The organism is Methylobacterium sp. WL64 (assembly GCF_008039945.1).
Lineage (GTDB): Bacteria > Pseudomonadota > Alphaproteobacteria > Rhizobiales > Beijerinckiaceae > Methylobacterium.
In genome coordinates this window covers 1-17232 of the sequence record NZ_VRVA01000064.1, presented here as the reverse complement: position 1 = coordinate 17232, position 17232 = coordinate 1, and the positions used below count along the sequence as shown (strand labels likewise).

At 62.8% G+C, this 17232-nt stretch carries 17 protein-coding genes and 1 pseudogene; 6 read left to right on the top strand and 12 right to left on the bottom strand.

Annotation, left to right across the window (positions count from 1 at the left end; all coding sequences use genetic code 11):
• The first annotated feature begins 13 nt into the window (after window positions 1–13).
• Window positions 14–1102, top strand: coding sequence for a hypothetical protein (locus FV242_RS21840; RefSeq protein ID WP_246692807.1), 1089 nt, complete (start codon window positions 14–16; stop codon window positions 1100–1102).
• 350 nt (window positions 1103–1452) lie between these two features.
• Here FV242_RS21840 and FV242_RS21835 read toward each other — a convergent pair whose 3' ends face one another.
• The 5 genes and pseudogenes from FV242_RS21835 to FV242_RS21815 all read right to left on the bottom strand — a co-directional run bounded on the left by FV242_RS21835 (window position 1453) and on the right by FV242_RS21815 (window position 6168).
• The gene (locus FV242_RS21835; protein WP_147940380.1) at window positions 1453–1986 is read right to left on the bottom strand and encodes a hypothetical protein; all 534 of its coding nucleotides are present in this window, start codon (window positions 1984–1986) and stop codon (window positions 1453–1455) included.
• Window positions 1987–2039: 53 nt separating this feature from the next.
• Entirely contained in the window at window positions 2040–2399 is a 360-nt protein-coding gene (locus tag FV242_RS21830) for a hypothetical protein (protein WP_147940379.1), read from the bottom strand.
• Between the two features lie 221 nt (window positions 2400–2620).
• A complete protein-coding gene (locus FV242_RS21825) occupies window positions 2621–3319 on the bottom strand; it encodes a cell division protein DivIVA (RefSeq protein ID WP_246692806.1) in 699 nt (232 codons plus the stop codon).
• 507 nt (window positions 3320–3826) lie between these two features.
• Window positions 3827–5002, bottom strand: coding sequence for a YihY/virulence factor BrkB family protein (locus FV242_RS21820; protein ID WP_147940377.1), 1176 nt, complete (start codon window positions 5000–5002; stop codon window positions 3827–3829).
• A 758-nt stretch (window positions 5003–5760) separates the two neighbouring features.
• Window positions 5761–6168: pseudogene (locus tag FV242_RS21815) on the bottom strand (helix-turn-helix domain-containing protein).
• Between the two features lie 229 nt (window positions 6169–6397).
• On the opposite strand from FV242_RS21815, the gene FV242_RS21810 reads away from it, so the two are divergent.
• Window positions 6398–6649 (top strand): hypothetical protein, encoded by a 252-nt coding sequence (locus tag FV242_RS21810; RefSeq protein WP_147940376.1) that lies wholly within the window; start codon window positions 6398–6400, stop codon window positions 6647–6649.
• A 62-nt stretch (window positions 6650–6711) separates the two neighbouring features.
• A complete protein-coding gene (locus FV242_RS21805; RefSeq protein ID WP_147940375.1) occupies window positions 6712–6975 on the top strand; it encodes a hypothetical protein in 264 nt (87 codons plus the stop codon).
• 56 nt (window positions 6976–7031) lie between these two features.
• Here FV242_RS21805 and FV242_RS21800 read toward each other — a convergent pair whose 3' ends face one another.
• Window positions 7032–8972: a PAS domain-containing protein gene (locus FV242_RS21800; protein WP_147940374.1), complete on the bottom strand. Its 1941-nt coding sequence runs from the start codon at window positions 8970–8972 to the stop codon at window positions 7032–7034.
• A gap of 225 nt (window positions 8973–9197) precedes the next feature.
• Here FV242_RS21800 and FV242_RS21795 point away from each other — a divergent pair, with 225 nt between their 5' ends.
• Window positions 9198–9521 (top strand): cupredoxin domain-containing protein, encoded by a 324-nt coding sequence (locus tag FV242_RS21795; RefSeq protein WP_147940373.1) that lies wholly within the window; start codon window positions 9198–9200, stop codon window positions 9519–9521.
• A 92-nt stretch (window positions 9522–9613) separates the two neighbouring features.
• Here the strand turns inward: FV242_RS21795 and FV242_RS21790 are convergent, their stop codons facing one another.
• A complete protein-coding gene (locus FV242_RS21790) occupies window positions 9614–10654 on the bottom strand; it encodes a sensor histidine kinase (RefSeq protein ID WP_147940372.1) in 1041 nt (346 codons plus the stop codon).
• A 960-nt stretch (window positions 10655–11614) separates the two neighbouring features.
• Between FV242_RS21790 and FV242_RS21785 the strand changes: the two genes are divergently transcribed.
• Complete coding sequence (locus tag FV242_RS21785) at window positions 11615–11875, top strand: hypothetical protein (RefSeq protein WP_147940371.1); 261 nt, start codon at window positions 11615–11617, stop codon at window positions 11873–11875.
• On the opposite strand, the gene FV242_RS21780 is transcribed toward FV242_RS21785, so the two are convergent.
• Together FV242_RS21780 and FV242_RS21775 are read right to left on the bottom strand one after the other, a co-directional pair.
• On the bottom strand, window positions 11864–12160 hold the full coding sequence (locus FV242_RS21780) for a hypothetical protein (RefSeq protein ID WP_246692805.1): 297 nt from the start codon (window positions 12158–12160) through the stop codon (window positions 11864–11866). The genes FV242_RS21785 and FV242_RS21780 overlap by 12 nt on opposite strands.
• Window positions 12161–12304: 144 nt before the next feature.
• The gene (locus FV242_RS21775) at window positions 12305–13141 is read right to left on the bottom strand and encodes a helix-turn-helix domain-containing protein (protein ID WP_147940370.1); all 837 of its coding nucleotides are present in this window, start codon (window positions 13139–13141) and stop codon (window positions 12305–12307) included.
• 295 nt (window positions 13142–13436) lie between these two features.
• Between FV242_RS21775 and FV242_RS21770 the strand changes: the two genes are divergently transcribed.
• The gene (locus tag FV242_RS21770; protein WP_246692804.1) at window positions 13437–13724 is read left to right on the top strand and encodes a hypothetical protein; all 288 of its coding nucleotides are present in this window, start codon (window positions 13437–13439) and stop codon (window positions 13722–13724) included.
• A 236-nt stretch (window positions 13725–13960) separates the two neighbouring features.
• On the opposite strand, the gene FV242_RS21765 is transcribed toward FV242_RS21770, so the two are convergent.
• The 3 genes from FV242_RS21765 to FV242_RS34720 form a co-directional block, all read right to left on the bottom strand.
• On the bottom strand, window positions 13961–14257 hold the full coding sequence (locus FV242_RS21765; protein ID WP_147940369.1) for a hypothetical protein: 297 nt from the start codon (window positions 14255–14257) through the stop codon (window positions 13961–13963).
• Between the two features lie 297 nt (window positions 14258–14554).
• Window positions 14555–14962, bottom strand: a complete 408-nt coding sequence (locus tag FV242_RS21760) for a hypothetical protein (RefSeq protein ID WP_147940368.1) — start codon at window positions 14960–14962, stop codon at window positions 14555–14557.
• Between the two features lie 79 nt (window positions 14963–15041).
• A partial coding sequence (locus tag FV242_RS34720; RefSeq protein ID WP_187278506.1) for a hypothetical protein occupies window positions 15042–17232 on the bottom strand: 2191 nt, incomplete at its 5' end.

Below are 17232 nucleotides of genomic sequence, written 5' to 3'. Positions count from 1 at the left end.
CCTGCAGTAGTTCTTGCAGCAGCAGCAGGCGCGGCAGCTTGCCCAGGTCCAAGCGCCGGCTGCCGCCGCTCAGGACGTCCCCGCGGCCACCCCACCGGGCTTCACCGGCTACACGCCGCAGACCCCACCGACCGGGGCGCCGACGCCCGTGGTGCAGCCAGGCGCGCAGGCGGCCGGTGCCGGTCTTCTGTCCATGCTCGGCCCGAACAGCGTCGAGGCGGCAACACCGGACCCGGGCGACATCCGCGGCCGGTTCATCAGCACGTTGCAGAGCGGCGGCCTGACCAACCCGAACGGCCTCGGCGCCGTGGCGGCCTACGCCCAGCACGAGAGCCGGTATTCGCCGAGCAACATCACCGGGTCATGGTCGGACCCGAGCGAGAGCGGGCAGGCGGGCCAGTCCGGCGGGATCCTGTCGTGGCGTGCCGATCGCCTCAAGGCCATGCGGGACTTCACAGCCGGCGCATCTGATCCGGTGGTCGCGCAGGCCAAGTTCACCCTCGCGGAGAACCCGGCGCTGATCCAATCCCTGCAGAACGCTAAGAGCCCGCAGGAGGCCAACGCTCTGATGGCGGATGCGTGGAAGTTCGCGGGCTACAACCGCCCCGGCGGCGAGAACGCGGCCCGACTGGCGACCACGCAGGCCTACGCCAACAGCTTTGCAGGCGGTCAGACGCTGCCGGGAGTATCTGCTCCTCGTGGTGGTTCGATGGGGTCGACGGCGCAGCAGGGCGGCTTCGGGCTCGGTGGTGTCGTTGGTCAGGGCGCCGCTGTGCCAGGCCAGACTTCCCCGACCCCCGGGGTCGCGGGGCTCTCGGCCCAACCGCTGATGACCACTCCCGCGCCGCCCGGCTTCTTATCCGATCCCGCCGCGCAGCCGCAGCAGGAGGCCAACCCCTACGCGCAGATCGGCAACGCCCTGAAGAGCATCGCCGGCGGCCAGCAGAAGCAGGGTCAGAAGGCTGGCGGCGGTATGCCCGGGGCGCCGGATGCCGGGGACCGGCCGATCTCGCTGCAGCAGGCGCGCGCCATGTTTGACCCGGGCAAGTTCTACGGGATGCTGCGCGGCGCCGGCGTGCGCGGCCAGGTTCGCGGATCGTAGATCTAGCCGCGCTGAGCGAACACAGGCAGAAAATGGCAAACGGCGTTACGCGTCAACTCCGCGATGTTCAAAAATATCATTAAAATTGCAGTGGTAAAAGTTTAAAGATGTGTTAGGCGAAGTCTCCAGCTATATTGATCAATTGGTTTTGATTTAAAGGAATGTGCGCGGGTCAATTCTTGTTTTGATACTTGTTCAACAAAATTTTGGCCAGAAAAATTATCATTCGCTGAGACACATCCCCCAAGCACAAGTCCAACCAGTGCTGCTACAAAAAAAACTCGCTTCGGCATGATTAATCTAACGGGAGAGGCCGCGGCCCTTGCAAATTTCCCATGTACCAGTCGAATTTATGCGGCGGCACGTCGTTCATCCGGCAAAAGGTTTTTGCTAGCTTGTTCAATGCGCTTCAACCAATCTTCTGCTACGTTAGCTCGCAGCTCTGCGGCACGTACCCGCTCTTCTACGGTATGTAATCGAGCATCTGCTTTGGCCTCGATCTCTTGCCTGAGGCTTTGAGCTTCAGCCATCATTTTTTGCTGCTTCTTTTCTGCTTGCTCCCGCACATCATTTACAAGAACCTCAAGAGCTTGGATCTTGTGCTGAGCCAATTTCAACTCTCGGCTGAGAGCTTCATGCGCAGCCGCTTGATCTCGTAGCTGATTTTCTTGACAGTCCGCAGCGCTTTTAGCTGCAGCAATAGTATCGAGTACGCCAGTCCAATCTGAAGTCACTTGACGTGGTGATGTTGGGGGAGCATCAGAGGGTAAAATTGTATTAGCTGACGGCAACAGCTTGAACACTCCGGACGACGTTACAACCGAACGATTAGCTATGATATGCGCGTCAAGGTCCACCCAGAAATACTCTTCTATTGTTGACATCACAAATCTCCATCTTTCCGTAGATTTATTTAATATTACGATCGGTATAACGGTCAATCATTTGCCAATCGCGCTAATTTTTTTGAAACGGCAGGCTCTATAATAAACTCAGTCTCGATCGTTTGCGAAATCTGAAATAGCCAAGCCTCTGCAACTGCAGCGCGTTTCTCAGCTATATTTGCCCGCTCCTCGGCGGCTTGGATCAACTTACTGGCCTGCACCTGCACATCTCGGGCGCGTTGCTCCGCATCCTGCACTTTCGCACTGGCCTCATGCATGTCAGCCTGCACTTGCTCCAAGATCTCCTGGACACGAAGTTCCTGCTCTTGAGCGCGATCCTCGACCTCGCGAATATAATCAGCCGCGCCGCGCACCCGCTCCAGCAAACCCGGCCATTTCCCGGCAGAGGACATCTCCTTGCTCGTAGTACGATCGATGACTGCGCTATCCATAGATGGTGGCAGGACAGTCACATTATTCGTCGGTCGCCTTTTACCTGCTCCCAACGTGGAAACTGGAACCTCGTCATCTTGAAATATGCTAATCGAAGTAAGTCGTCGTACCTGTTCCATTACTAATTCTCGCTGCAAATATTACTACTCTTGTGCGATCGATTAGATTTTATTCAATCCATTTATGTCTTAGACGAATACGAATTCATGTGACCACCCAGCAGCAGGTTTTTGGCAGCTGTATCGATGCGTTGAAGCCATTTTTCCGCCGTATCAGCTCTTAAATCTGCGACGCGGGCTTGCTCTTCAGTAGCTCGTATCCAAGCGTCCGTCTCTGCTCGGATCGTGCGTACCCGCGCCTCTGCTTCCGCACGGATTGCTTGGACTTGCGCATCTGCATCGGCTTGAACCTTCTGTAATCGAATGTCTGCCCGAGCCTGGTTCTCGTGCGCTCGCAGTTCAGATAATCGCAGAAGGTGCAGCGCCTCCGTCAATTCAGATTTTAGTGCTTGGAGCGCAGCGTCATGGGACACGCTCTGTTCGTTCAGGCGCTTCTTCCGATCGTCGGCGATCCCAGCCATTCCGTTGATGATGTCGAGAGTGCTCATCCAATCCGCGACATCCTCTATCTCAGCACTGGAGATGTCGGATGCAGGTCGAGCGTCATTGACGGCCGGATCAGGTGTGATGGGCGATGGTCCAACGCTGGCGGCCTCAGCGTCTGATCGAGAGAGCGAAGGCTCGAACGTGCTCAGCGTCGGCTTGAGCATTAGGATCTCAGCTGACGGCTTCTCACTGATCCTGTCGAGGCTTTCCGCAACCTGCGTCAAGATATGGGACCAAGAGGCAGTGGGGGCCGCGACCATGCTGATTTCTTCCATACCTAAATGGGAAGCATGGCGGGATAGCGCACAATCATGGTTAATGAGTAGTTAACTTTGAGCGGCAATAGCAGGGATTTATAAGGGATCCTTGATCGAAATTAATCATTCGGTCGGATCATTGCCAGGGTCGATTATCACCGTGGTCATATGGTCCAAACGGCTCTGAGGAAGGGATGATCAGCGCTCGTTAGCGGCCGCCTTAGACTGTCAAGACCACGTCTCGCGGCTACAGCCCGCCCATGTCCGACAAGCTCAACGCCCTCCTCGAGGGCCTGATGGCGCACCAGCGCACGCTCATCCTGGCAATGGCCGAGCATGACGGATTGCCGGCCGGCAGCACTTCGGCAGGTTGCCGAGTTGGAGAACGTGATTGCTGCCGTCGAGGCTGTGGCGGCTAGATCGACAGACAACGGTGAAGGCATCGAGGGCTCCTTCACCACTCAACGCTGCAAACCGCTAACCCGTCGCAACGCGGCCGGGCACGGCTCTAATACCTGTCACGGCCTACTCTGCTGCAGCCCCGACGCTGTCGGCCATCTTTGCTCCCCGCGTACCCAGAGGCTGAGGCTCACCCACCGTCGTATCCTCGGCGGTCTGGTGCTCCATCTCGGCGTTTACCTGGGCACCCAGCAGCACGATGGTCGTCGAGATCCAGATCCAGGTCATGAAGCCGATCGCCGCCCCGAGCGAGCCGTAGGTTTTGTTGTAGCTACCGAAGTTGGCGACGTACCACGAGAACAGCAGCGAGCCGCCGAGCCACAGTACCGCCGCTACAGTACTTCCACCGGTAACCCAGTGCCAGCGCGGCGCGTCCCGGCTTGGACCGTAGCGATAGAGGACCGCCAAGCCGCCAAGCACAGCGAGCAACAAGGCGGGCCAGCGCAGCAGGGCCAGCCACCATGCGTCTTTACCGATGCCGATGAACTCGAACACGACGGGCAGCACCACGACGGCACCGAGTGCAAGGATCAGGAACGCCAGCGCGCCCGCCGTGAAGGCCAGCGAGACGAGGTTCAGGACGAAGAAATTGCGGTTCTCGCGCTCATTGTAGACGAGGTTGAGCGCGTCGAAGATGTGTTTCATGCCACCGTTGGCACTCCACACAGACAGGGCGACGCTGACGAGAAGGCTGAGCCCGAGCGTGGCGTTACCCTTCTCATCCAGCAGTTTGACCTGATCGCCGAGGATGTCGAGGGCGCCCTGAGGCATGATACCTTGCAGGCTGGCAAGCTGGTCATTGATGGTAGAGGCGTCCGCCACGAGCCCGTAGACCGATACCAAGGCGGCAATGGCTGGGAAGATCGCCAACAGCGCGAAGAAGGTGACGCCGGCCGACACCAGCATGATCCGGTTCTCACCCACGTCCCGGTAGGTGCGCAGCGCGATGTCCTTCCAGCCTTTGGCTGGGATCTCGGTCGGGCGCTTGGCTTGCCGTCCGCGATCGGCCTGCGTGCGCGCCACCTCGTGGGCATCACGACCGGTGTGAGAAGGAGATGTCTGGCGTGCCGCTCCATCCCCGCTGTCCGAACCTGCTGTCGAGGTGCTGGATCCTGTATGGGTCGTGCGCCGTGGCAAGGCCACGATGCCGAGCAGCGCGGTGGTCAGCGCCAAGGTCCATGCGAGGGAGTTTCCCCTCTCGACGGAGCCGGGCTGCGAGCGGTTTGGGTGATGGGGCGTCATTTGAAAATTTCCGCGCGCTAAGCTGCGCTGTAGCATCACGCGCAATAACAGCGGGTGGCTCCGAACGTTGCAACCAGAAGCTTCAGGACACAATCGTCGGGGTGATGAAACAGTGTGCGCCAGCAGACCGTCCCCAAAGCTTTAGGTCTGGCCGTGTCGTGCGGGCATGCGCTCAAGATGCTGACCACCGTCTGAGTGACGAGGTTCGATAAGGCAGCCACGACAGGTGTAGAACCGGAACCGAACAGGGGGGTGCAGAGGCGGGGTCATTCCGTCTACGAGCCAAGGCACCCTTAGTCACGGATCGTGCCGGGCGAGCCGATCCGCACCCCCGGGTGCACAGGTGTGCAGAGAACATCTTCGAGCGTTTCCGAACGAGCGCGAACGTCCAAGAGCATCGTCGCTGTTGCGGCCTACTCCGCGGTGCTTCGATCGGCTTCGTTTTGAGGGCGTAGGCCGCGGCGATTGGGATCCCAGCAGCTTCAGTGCGTGTGGTGTGATACCCAAAACTTATGGCACCCAGCTGGCAAACGCGCTGGCAACGACTGGTACCCGGTGGCCCTTGGAAGCTTAAGCTTCTTAGGAGCCTATCCGAGGCTGGCCCAGTCCCCCCACTGAGAACGACAAAGCAAGGTTTGCGGCAACCTCGCAGCCTTCTGCCAGCGCTGTCACATGATCCACGACCGCCCAGAGTATCAGAGGCGGCGGTGGCGGACGTTGTTCCGGCGGATAGGCGTCGGTGACCTGTTCGGGGGTCCCTATGCCTGATCAGCAAGCCTTTGCTGGATCGTAGCGGCAGCCTTCACAATCGAGAGGATGCTATCGCGGGTGGTCTCATCAACGATACCTGTGAAGGCCATGACCAATTCCACAACCTTCGGATCGTTGTAGTACGTCCGAACATCACTCCCCTCGGCATCCGTCCCTGACTGACCAGCGAAGAAGGTCTCGACCGGCACCTGCAGTCGGTCAGCAATGGCTTGAAGTCGACCGGCACCGATCCGGTTTCACCCCTTCTCGTACTTCTGCACCTGCTGGAAGCTGACACCGATTGCGTGACCGAGCGTGGTCTGGCTCAAGCCTTGTGCCGCCCGAAGCGCCGCGATGCGGCTGCCGATCGTGCGGTCAGCATCGGTCGCCAGTTTCGGCGTGTTGGTGGCGATCATCGAGGAATGGGCTTTCTACGAGGGCAGGGCGGAACGCGTAGCTACGGGTCTAGCCGTTTAAAACCGATCCTAGAATTGTACCTGATTACGTCCCACAACCGTTAGTGCAGCCGAGCAACAGCTGCAACTTGCGCAGGGCACCAGTGCAACTCTGGGTATTTCCTGAGGTCAACCACGATCGTATCGCCCTCGTGAGGGCTACGGGTCCTCACGAGATCGGGCACCTCACATGGATAAGATCGAGGAGAGGCGGCACGTCGTGCTGCGCAACCTCGCGACGCACGCTGGTCCGGCACGCAACCGACTGCGTCTGTCCTTGGACAATGCGTCCCGTTTGGCCTGCCTCGCGCCCGAGGTGATCGCGGCCATCGAGAACGGCAACGGCTGCACGTCCTCCCTCGCGGTGCTGACGCACGTCGCCCTATTCCTCGGCCTGACCGAGCTTGGCGTGCCACGTCCCCGACCACTGGGGATGGATTAGCCGCGTTTCAGAAAACCTCGTCGGGGGAAACTTTGGCCTGGGCCGGTACGTACCGCTCGCCCATGAGCGACCGAGACGACAAGCCCACCTCCCTGGATACCGCGTTAGCTGCGCAGATCCATGCCGCCCGCATACGTGGCGCCTACTCGATCGAGACCCTCTCGGCGCTCGCCCGGGTCGATCCCAAGGCGATCACCGATCTTGAGAATGGGGCGCCGATCGTCGACACAGGGGGCCGGGACCGCGTTATGGATGTGCTCGGTCTGCGCTCAGACGGCCACCGTTCCCCTTCGCGGCCGGGTGGCCTTCACCCCGCAGGCCTGTGACTAAAATAGAACTTGGGTTGCCCACGGACGACCTAGGCTGGCTCAGCCCCGCGCCCTTACAGAGCAACCCGTAGGATCCTCGTTTCTGCGGCTTGCAGGAATTGTACGTTCACGCTGGCGCCGGACCTCTGCCGGACTTCACAGCTGAACCTGCGTCCGTCGCCATCGACGGTCAATTCAAACCGCTCGGGAACCTGGGCGTGCATCCGAACGTGCAGTCGCGCGCCACCGTCAGACAGGTCGCGGATCGAGCAGGCGATGTGGCCGCCAGGCACATGGATGCTAGCCGGCAGCAAAACACGGGTCCGGCGTTCGTTGCGCCGCTCCTCCATGCCCACTGTCCAGTCATCCAGGCTCGTGCTGATGCTCGACACGCCTTCGGCCGCATGCCGCATGCTCACGAGGATCTCCCCGGTCCCCCGGGTTTGTTCGTCCATCGACGCACTCACGCCGTCGACATGCGCGCTGATCGTGCCAATCGCCGCGGTGATCGATGCCAGCGTCGTCGCGACCTCCGCCGACACGGCCTGCATGCCGGTGACCTCGCCGCTGATCCGGTTCGTAGCCGCGGCGGCCTGACCGGCCAGATCCTTCACCTCGGCCGCCACAACAGCGAAGCCTCTACCGGCAGCTCCGGCTCGCGCCGCCTCGATCGTGGCATTCAGTGCCAGCAGGTTGATCTGCTGGGCGATGCCCGCGATCACTGCGGCGACGCCACCCATCGCGCCCGCTGCAGTACGCAACCGCTCGGTTGCAGCGTCGGCTTCACCCGTCCGCCCATGGATGTCGTCCACAGCCGTCTTGGACTGCGCCATGCTGCGTGAGATCTCCTGCGCGGCGGCATTCATAGTCTCCGCAGCGTCGGTCACCGCCTGGACGTTATCGAGGGTTCGCTCGGCCGCCTGCACCGCGACGGACCGCGCTTCCATGTTGGCGGTGACGTCGGTGGCGTATTTAACGATCTTGGTCAGTCGACCGCTAGGGTCGAAGATCGGATTGTAGCTCGCTTGGATCCACACCGCACGGCCGCCCTTGCCGAAGCGCTGGAACATGCCAGAGGAGAAGTCGCCGCCACGTAGGCGATCCCAGAAGGCGGCATATTCCGGTGTCTGCGCATAGCCAGGCTCGACGAACATGGCGTGGTGGTGCCCGCGGATCTCCTCGATCCGATAACCGACCGCCGTGAGGAAGTTCGCGTTGGCATCCAGCACCGTACCGTCGGGGGCGAACTGGATCACCGCCTGGGATCGGTTGACGGCCGCGAGCTGACCCGCCGCATCGGTCGTCTGTAGCTTCTGATCCGTGATGTCCGTGGCGAACTTTACCACCTTGACCGGCTTGCCGTCCCGATCGCGGATTGGGTTGTACGTGGCTTGGATCCAGACCTCGCGGCCACCTTTGGCGATGCGGCGGAACTCACCGGTTGCGAACTCACCTCGGGCGAGCTTCGCCCAGAACTCGCGGTAGGTCCCACCCTCTCGCTCGGTGGGATCCACGAACAGCCCGTGGTGGTGCCCCTGGACCTCGTCGAGGCTATAGCCCACCGCGTCGAGGAAGTTCTGGTTGGCGGTCAGGATCGTGCCGTCGAGGGCGAACTCGATCACGGCCTGGGAGCGGTGCAGGGCGTCGAGCTGGCCGTCGTGGTCGATATTGCGCAGCACCTGCGCGGTCGCATCGGACGCGAACTTGACGATCCGAATGACGCGTCCCACTCGGTCGAGCACGGGGTTGTAAGTCGCCTGGATCCAGACCTCGCGACTGCCCTTGGCGATGCGCTTGAACTCGCGAGTCTGCGCTTCACCGCGGCGGAGGGCGTCCCAGAACGCGCGGTAGGCGTCGCCATCGCGATCGCTGGCTGGGACGAACAGCGTGTGGTGCTGTCCCTTCACCTCGGCGAGGGTGTAGCCCATCAGGTCGAGGAACAGCGCGTTGGCGGCTAGAACCGTACCATCGGGGGCGAATTCGATCCGAGCCCTGGACTTGTCGATCGCCGCCATGAGCGAGCGCAGATCGGCATCGAATAAGGGCACGGAGTCTTCTCACGAGGCGCCGATGATAGCGCGCCCGTTCATACGGGTGCCTGCTTAACAACCTCCTCAAACGACGCCCGCCGCCGCAGAGATAGATCGGATTTTATGCATTCCCCGGCCGCTTCCTTGCAGGCTCACCTGTGATGGTCGCGCAGAAGTACGAGGCGGGATATGCGCGCTTACAGAACCAGTATGTCCGTCGTCGCCTTGGCCATCGTGCTCGCCGCGGCTGGATCGGCTCGCGCCGATCTGTCCAGCACTATCAGGATCGTGCTGCAGAAGGGCCGGCACTACGATCCCACCGACCTGTTCCTACGCAGGGGCGATACCATCACCTTGGTCAACGGCGACGACAGCGCGGTGCATCATGCCTTCATCGAGGCCGAACGGTTCGCGTTCGATGCCGGTGATCAGGGGCCTGGCAAGCAGGCCACGCTGACACTCAAGGAGCCCGGCGACTTCATCATTCAATGCGGCATCCACCCGAAGATGAAGCTCACGATCCACGTGGAGTAGGATCCTGCGCCTTCCTCATAATTCAGATTACCATGGAAGCGAGACGTTCTGACGAGCCACGGCATCGAGGCAAGCAGCAATCGTCTCTTCGGTTAGGCGACTACCGGGAACACCACCTTTGCTCGAACACCCTGTGTGACGTCCGTAACGCGGGTGAATGTGCCTCCAAGCTGTGCGGCCAGGGACCGGATCAAGCGTTGACCCAAGCCGCTGCCTTTGATCGGATGCGGGTGATCTGGTTGCATACCGACCCCGTCATCGACGACTTCTAGCCTGTAATCCTGATCGTCCCTGCGGAAGATTACCGTGATCCGGCCTGATCGTTCGTCCGGGAATGCATACTTCAGGGCATTGGTCAGCAGTTCGTTGATGATCAGTCCCACCGCCACCGCACGCGACTGCAGCAAGTCGTGCGGCTCGACGTCGACCGCCAGCAGGATCGGTTGAAACGCAATCGCGCTTGCCCGAAGGTCGTCGCAGAGTTCGGTGATGAACGCGGCGGTGCTGATGACCGCCTCCCCCTGCGCCCGGTGCAGCCGATCATGCACCCGTGCCATCACCCGGATGCGCTCGACCGTTGTGGCCAGCACCGCGCGAGCGCCCTCGTCAGGGGCAGCGCGTTGCTGCAACTGGACCAGGGCGACCAGCATCGTCAGGTCGTTTTTCATCCGGTGGCCTGCTTCCCGGAGCAGTAGGTCCTTCTCGCCCTCGGCGGCAGTCAGGCGCGCATTTGCGCTCTGCAAGTTGCTGTTGAGGTCGGTGACGTCCTGCAAGGCCGTATGCAGGGCCTCGATCACGACCGCGATAGCAAGACCGATAATGATGAACAGCCCAAGGCCGAGCACGTCCTGACTACGACCGATGGCGAAACTGAAGGTCGGAGGCAGCAGGAAGTAGGCGATGTAGGCGGCACTAAGCAGCACGGCGAAGGCACCAGCGCGGCGCCCGAACAGAACCGCGCAGCCGAAGATCGCCGCGAAGAACAACAGGATCGGATAGCCGCTGAGATAATGGGCAAGACCCAGGCGCAGCGCCAACATGCCTGTGACGGTAGCGACAGTCCCAGCGTACTGCGCCCAAGTCGGCCAAAGGCGCGCGCGCGCTGCTTGAGCTAGAAGCTCCCGCCAGAGCATGCTCTCATCGTTCCCATAGTTATTCCAGGCCCGACTGGATCGCCTGGATCGCCTGGTATGACATCCGGCCCAACCGGGTTGCCTGGCATTGGATCCGGGAGTGGCTGCGGGATCGGTGGATCACCGGGTACGGGTTCCGTCGGCGGCGGCTCATTGGGGACAGACAGATCGGGATCATTCGGATCGGGTATACCGGGGTTCGTCATCAGTACCATCTCCGCATCACGGTTATTTCCTACGGAACACCGATCGCTATCGACGTGGTTCCCCACGTGATAACACCGCAGAGCAGGAGGGCTGATGTGGGATCGCGAACCTCCAGACCATCGTGCGATGGACCACCCTCACGATGGTTGTCGGATCTTCGAGCGTCCGGGCTCAGGAAACGCTCCCCCGCCGCCGCCGCCGATCTGGCCCATGCCAACGGGCCTGCCGCCGCATACCGGATGGTTCCTCGGCTTGCTCGCCTGTAGCCTCATCGCCGTCATCGCGTGGTTCATCCTATGCGAGAAGGGTCCGCCCCCGCCGCCTTGCTCGGGGTAGCTCACGCGGCATAGCCGTCGGCGCAAGCATCAGAGCACGGAGCCCCCGCCGATCTGAGGCGGGGACGCGCGGCATCCTCACTCGCGATGGTGCCAGTGGTCGTCACCGCGATTGCCGAGATGCTGCCGTGATGGACCGACCTGTTCTATCACTTGGGTTAATTCGCAGCGCTCTGCCGGCGCCGCGTTGGCTAGAGATATGAGCGGACTGCCAAGCCTATACTCAACCGATGATTGCGTCATGGCAATATGACATGCCGATCGTCCGGATCTGCGTCGATTTTAGGCGATAAACTGATACACGACACTGTGATGTCGATCTTTGGCCTGTACGGTCACGGGCAATCGCGGCTTCTCTCCATCTGGCAAGTTCGCGAGTGAGAGCAGAAGCTCCCGCCAGTGCTGGGCGGAGTCCCCCATGCCGCGTTTCCACTTTCACGTTCATGACGGCCGCAACCTCCCTGATGAGGAGGGCACCGTGTTGCGTGACGCTCAGGTCGCGTCTTTCCAGGCTATCCGGTTTGCGGGTGAGATCCTGAAGGATGATGCGGACCGCGTCATGTCGAACGGTGGATGGCGACTTGAGGTCACGGACGACGCCGGCCTAGTCCTCTTCCAGATGGGGTTCCTCGTCGACGGGTGGTCCACTCTTAGAGACGAACCCGGATCAGGTTCGTGAGAACGGGCCATCGATCGGTTCGATATCGGACCGGTCGCCGAGGATGTGGCGGCCCGAGGCGATGATCTGGATCGCTTGTCGGCTGTCGCATTCCCGGCGTGCGATGCCTTCCAGATCGCGCAGATAGGCGATGATCGGCTTGCGCGCTCGCTCTCCCATCTTCAGGGCCGGAGTGACCTGCTCGGCCACGTGCTCGGCGACCGCTTCCCAGAACGTCGCCGGTGTCGTGAAGACGTCAGTCCTCATGCTGCCTCCCAGGCTTGAAAGCGTCGAGAAAGTCGACAAGCGCCGATGAGGGTCCGCACCCAGGAAGCGGGTCGGATATCTCTCGGTCCGCACAAAGCTATGCGTCCAATGGCAGCCCCGTAATTACCTGCATCAGGTCTATCGTTCGATCTTCCGGCCGCTGGTCCGCACCTGCCACATGGCTCAGCCCGTCCTACGGCCCGCGAGAATTCTCGTTTGGCCTGATCGGTCGAGGTCGACAGCCGCTTGTCGGTAGCCCTTTTTCGGTTCCGCTGGTCTCGTTTTCTCCAGATTTGGAACTTCAGTAGGCGTGCTGGTCACGCTTTTGACCCCTCTCCCTTGGAAAACGGGGCCATGATGACCCTTCCCTTGGGCAGGGATAGGCCAGGCGGTATTCCCCTTCCGGGTCAGCCGAAGCCACGCCAACCATTCAGGCGAGACGATCCGCAGCACATTCGTGTCGTTGCGGAAGCCGGTGATCTGACGCTCCTCGACAGTGAGCAGGCCCAGCCGGGCCGCCTCACGGATCGCGTTCTTCACGGTCGAGCGGCACACGCCGGTGACAGCGGCCATGTTCTCGATCGAGAGCCGACAGTCCTTCCGGCGGGCTACCTCGGCAGCCACGAGGGAAAGCACAGCCTGCTCAGCCAGGGTGAACCGGGCGACGATAGCCTGCGGCATGCGGCCAGAGGCGGCCCAGCGGCGGCGGCGCTCCATCGAGGCGTCCGTGCGTGGCCTGGAGCCGACGCCGGGCCTCCTGGGGGCTCCCGTGAGACCTGATACGTTCTTGGTGGGATCCCCTGTTTGGGGTGTGACGGTTTCTGTTGGGTTCGGGGTCTGTTCGGACCGCGGTCTACCCGTGGACAATGTTCTCGCCTCGATCAGGCCGGACAGCGCCTCGGCCTCAGCCTCCGTGACCTTCCCCTCGCTGTAGGCGCGCCAGAGCGCAGCCGTGACAGCCGGCAACGCGGCGCGCGGGGCCGCCTCCACCTGTCGGCGAATCTCCTCGGCATAGTTCATCGAACCCGGTCCCTCACGGGCCGCGGCTAGGGTCCAGGCAAAGCCTTCCCGTTGACGGAAACAGGTTCCGTCTTGACACCCCGGGGGGTCTCATGGCTTGTGGGGAGCAGGACAGCGGCCCCACAAGGCCTTAGGATTTTCAGCAGCCTCTTCCTTGCCGGGAAGGGGCTGTTGGCTTTTCAGGGTCTATCTCGCGGCTGTGGTCTCCTGAATTGCCGGCTCTCGACTCGCCGAGGCGGGTCCGGCCGGAGCGGTCCATGTCGACCGGCGGGCACAGTTAAGTCAACGTCAGGGTATGATCAGCGCGACCATGCACGCCGGACCTTCGACCCTCGCGGACCTGCGCAAGGCAGGCATCATCAGCAGCCAGGAGATTGTTGCGGCGATCGACGTCTACCTGCGGGACCCGACGGCTGGGCCCTATCGCTTCAGCAGCGGACACAATCTCGACGTCGTGGCGGTGGTCGCTGATGTGGCGAAAACTGGTAAAACGATGTTCGGGGTGGGACGGCAGGATAAGGCCTACCGCAACGCGGTCACCGCAGCTGTCATGACGGCTCAGCCGACCCCAGCGGAATACTAGGCTGATCGCTCCCTACACGTGTGCGCGTCTCAATCTCATGCTCGACCCAAGCGCGAGCAGCCTCTTCGGTCAGGAAATCCCTGTATTTGTCGTACAGCAGCGGCCACCCTGAACCTGGACGATAGGTGCAAGCCCTTACTCCATCGATTTTAAGTGGGCTTATGGACCCAAGCAGGATGCCATCCTCGTTCGCGTAATCGACCCAGTCCTGAGTGTAATGGGCGACCCAGCGCAGATCAGCCACCGGCTACCCCACGCTCTTCCGCCAAGCGCCGGTCATAAAATTCGAGCCCACTATCCGGCGTCACGCCAAGCGGTCCGCGGATCGCGTCGTGGAATGCAATGAGGAGACGATCAAACCGAGCAGCTCGCTCACCATCCTCAACCCAAGCAGTTCGAAGAGCGGCTAGGATCACGCTTAATTCCTTATGGGTGCCCTTCATCGTGAAGCTACGGGAGTTCGGTGCCAGGGCCATCAAACGCTCAATTTCGTCAGCCATTGCCAGTGCTGCACTCGATTGATCAGTCTCCATCCCCAACCTCTTGGCAGTCGCCTAACCGTTCCCGCACCTGCGCGACATGCGTCGGCTCAGGGCATCCCAGCAACGCGCTGATCGCTCGATGGGCAGTCAGCCAGCGCCCGACGACTAGCACCAGGTCGGCCCCGCCGCCATCGAGACCGTTGCGGTTCACTCTCTGATGAGCTGCGTGCAGGCGTCGGTTCAGCCAACGCACCCGTGCGAGTAGGACCAGGAACCGTGCCATCTTCGACCACGGCAGTCGCTCAACGGCAGCAGCCGTCGGCGACGGGGTTCGGATAGTCATCGGCATCAGCGCACCCGTGCGAGGTCTAGAAGGGCTACACCGGCTGCCGCGATTATGTTTCCGCGCCCACGCCACGGCAAAACGCTCGCCTTCACCGGCATCTCGACTACCACCTCCGGCAACACGGTCTCCAACGTCTCCGCCTCGCGGTCCTGATCGCTGCCGCGCATCCAAACCACCTGGCTGCTGGTGTGGTTCTCGGGCGCAGCCAGGGACGGCTCGGCGTCGCCGTCGCCTTCAAGGTCGGCGTCGCCGTCCATGCGGTCGAGCACGGCGATGATGCGGTCCGCGGCATCGAGGGCGACTTGGGCTGCCTCCTCCAGGCTGGCGCGGATCTCCGGCCCCGTCAGCCGCTCTGATGCTTCTGGAGCAGCCGGTTTCGGACGCGGGGTGAAGGTGAGCACGTCGCCCATGGGTCAGGTCTCGGGGTGTGAAGGGAAAGCCCGGCGGGGTCCGGCCGGGGCGGTACGCACGGCTACGGAGGGGCGCCGATCAGCGCCCGGCCAGTTCGGCTGCGGCGTGAGCCAGCAGCTCGCCAGCGAATGCTGCGATCTCGTCAGGGTCGCCGTTCTCGATGGTCGGACCCGCGAGGATCGTCAGGCGGGTTTCGCGCTCATCCGGGGTCTTCGGCCGGCGCCGCTGAACCTCTTTGCGGGCCGCATCCGCCACGTCGGCCAGCGCCTCGCCGAGCCACTGCATCAGCTTGCCGGCGGCGTTGTGGTGTTCGCCGGGGTGGCTCTGCCTCGACCACTCGTTGGCGTGCGCTGCCCCTGTCCAGGCCATGGCATAGGCCACGTCGCCGACCGTCCCCGCGAAGTCGTAGAGCGCCCGCAGATCCTCCAGCACGGCGGATGCGAAGTCGACCTGATCGACGAGGTTGGCGCCGATACGCGGGGCGACCTCGGGCTGCTGCGCCAGCCGATCCACGTCCTCGTGGATGTTCTTCAGGAAGGCGGTCGGGACGCTGCCGTTCACGTCCGGCAGGATCTCGGGCAGCAGGAAAGCCAGCTTGCACCGCACGTCGGCGAGAGACCGGGCCGGCACGGTGCGCAGGGCGGCGCCGGTCTGTTCGACAACACCACACCGGGCGTTCGACGCCTCGTCGCTCAGGTCGGGTTCCAGCAGCATAGCGACGGTCGCGTCACGGTGCGCCTCGACAGCCTTCCGTAGATCAGGCGAGACCCGGGTGTCGGATAGGGCATCGTCGGCAGCAGACCGGGTGCCGTCGGCGATCGCCACGAACACGGGCCAGGGCTCGGCCGCAGGGGCGGGCGCTCTGATCGGTTCGACGACCGCCTCATCCTGAATGTCCCGCCTGAGCGAGTCCGCCAAGATATGCTCTGGCTCGGGTAGGTCAGGCAGACCATTCCTCATCAAGTCGGGGCGGTAGTGCGCCAGCGCCCGCAGCTTCACCCGGAACCCTTCTGCAGTTTGGGCCGGTAGATCAGCGATGCGCTGCACGAGAGCTTCGGCGGCCTTGCCGGCTTCATTGGCCGCGTCGTCGAGCGCTTCCGTGACGTACTCACCATGGATCCGCAGGCGCTCGGCGTGCCACGCCTCCCAGGCGGTTACGATCTCGTCCGCCCGCTCCTGGGCCTCCGGCCAGGGAAAGGTATCGACGACCGTGCGCGCGTCTGCCGGCAGGTTATCCTCGGGGCGCACGGGACGGCGGACCTCGCGAACGTAGGGCTTGCGCTTCATCCACGCGATGTCTTCAGCCGTGACCTCCGTGCCTTCGAGGTGATCCGGGTGGGTGAGGTACTTGCCCAGACGCAGCAGGTGGTCGGACGCACGGAATAGGAGCGCGGACGGGCGCTCGGGCATGTGCCGGTCCGCCTCGTCCTGCGCGGCGTTGCAAGCCGTACAGGCTGCGATCTCGCGCTTGCGTGCTGCCTCGAACTGACGGCCGAGCTGCAACAGCAGGGCGTCTCCGGCCGGGTTCTCGGCAGCCAGCCCGTCGGCCCTGAAGGCCAGCAGGTCTCGGATCAGGCCATCGACCAGATCCTCCGGGTAGGCGACGTCCTCGTTGCGCTGGGCGACGTGGGCCTTGAGGCGCAGACCAGCCAGGGACGCCGCCGGCAACTCGGCGATGCGGTCCTCGATCTCGCACAGCTCGTCGAGCGCGTCGGCGGATGCAGCCTCGGCGGCCTCAACGCCGGTCCGCTCGCGCCACTCGGCCACCTGCCGCACCCATTCGGCGTGGGGCTGATCGCGTGATGGGCCGGGCTGGGCGGCATCTGAAACCGCGTTCTGCTCTTCGATCCGCTGGGCATAGAGGTCTCGCGCGGCCTGCCACGCCGGGGCGAGTGCGATCAGGTCGACGTCGCCGGAAGCGCGCACCTCGGCTGAGATGGGCTCGGCCCCGCTGCGCAAGTCCTGGGCAGCCCTGAACGCCCGGTCCGATTGGAAGGCGAGGGCGAACACCGCATCGGACCGCATCTCGCGCCGGATCTTGGCTTCCCAGGCCGCATACTCCTCGGCCGGGAGCGGGTTGGCCTCGATGATGCGGCGCCGGCCCATCTCGTGCTGCACCCGGTTGTGCATCTGCAGGGCGTTGAAGCCGATCCAGTGCGCCATCGGGCGGCGCGAGACCTTTCCGGAGGCGTCGGCGTAGGAGACCGTGCCGTCGCGGTGATCGATGCCGCTGCCGGCCAGCACGTCGTGGGCGGGGCCGGCCTGCGCC

What these genes read in the sequence shown, in the direction of transcription:
- FV242_RS21835 (WP_147940380.1), bottom strand. Translation starts at nt 1,986, where the DNA reads ATGTCAACAATAGAAGAGTATTTCTGGGTGGACCTTGACGCGCATATC.
- FV242_RS21810 (WP_147940376.1), top strand. Translation starts at nt 6,398, where the DNA reads ATGGATAAGATCGAGGAGAGGCGGCACGTCGTGCTGCGCAACCTCGCG.
- FV242_RS21820 (WP_147940377.1), bottom strand. Translation starts at nt 5,002, where the DNA reads ATGACGCCCCATCACCCAAACCGCTCGCAGCCCGGCTCCGTCGAGAGG.
- FV242_RS21760 (WP_147940368.1), bottom strand. Translation starts at nt 14,962, where the DNA reads ATGGGCGACGTGCTCACCTTCACCCCGCGTCCGAAACCGGCTGCTCCA.
- FV242_RS21770 (WP_246692804.1), top strand. Translation starts at nt 13,437, where the DNA reads ATGATCAGCGCGACCATGCACGCCGGACCTTCGACCCTCGCGGACCTG.
- FV242_RS21765 (WP_147940369.1), bottom strand. Translation starts at nt 14,257, where the DNA reads ATGGAGACTGATCAATCGAGTGCAGCACTGGCAATGGCTGACGAAATT.
- FV242_RS21795 (WP_147940373.1), top strand. Translation starts at nt 9,198, where the DNA reads ATGTCCGTCGTCGCCTTGGCCATCGTGCTCGCCGCGGCTGGATCGGCT.
- FV242_RS21805 (WP_147940375.1), top strand. Translation starts at nt 6,712, where the DNA reads ATGAGCGACCGAGACGACAAGCCCACCTCCCTGGATACCGCGTTAGCT.
- FV242_RS21790 (WP_147940372.1), bottom strand. Translation starts at nt 10,654, where the DNA reads ATGCTCTGGCGGGAGCTTCTAGCTCAAGCAGCGCGCGCGCGCCTTTGG.
- FV242_RS21825 (WP_246692806.1), bottom strand. Translation starts at nt 3,319, where the DNA reads ATGGAAGAAATCAGCATGGTCGCGGCCCCCACTGCCTCTTGGTCCCAT.
- FV242_RS21785 (WP_147940371.1), top strand. Translation starts at nt 11,615, where the DNA reads ATGCCGCGTTTCCACTTTCACGTTCATGACGGCCGCAACCTCCCTGAT.
- FV242_RS21800 (WP_147940374.1), bottom strand. Translation starts at nt 8,972, where the DNA reads ATGGCGGCGATCGACAAGTCCAGGGCTCGGATCGAATTCGCCCCCGAT.
- FV242_RS21775 (WP_147940370.1), bottom strand. Translation starts at nt 13,141, where the DNA reads ATGAACTATGCCGAGGAGATTCGCCGACAGGTGGAGGCGGCCCCGCGC.
- FV242_RS21830 (WP_147940379.1), bottom strand. Translation starts at nt 2,399, where the DNA reads ATGTCCTCTGCCGGGAAATGGCCGGGTTTGCTGGAGCGGGTGCGCGGC.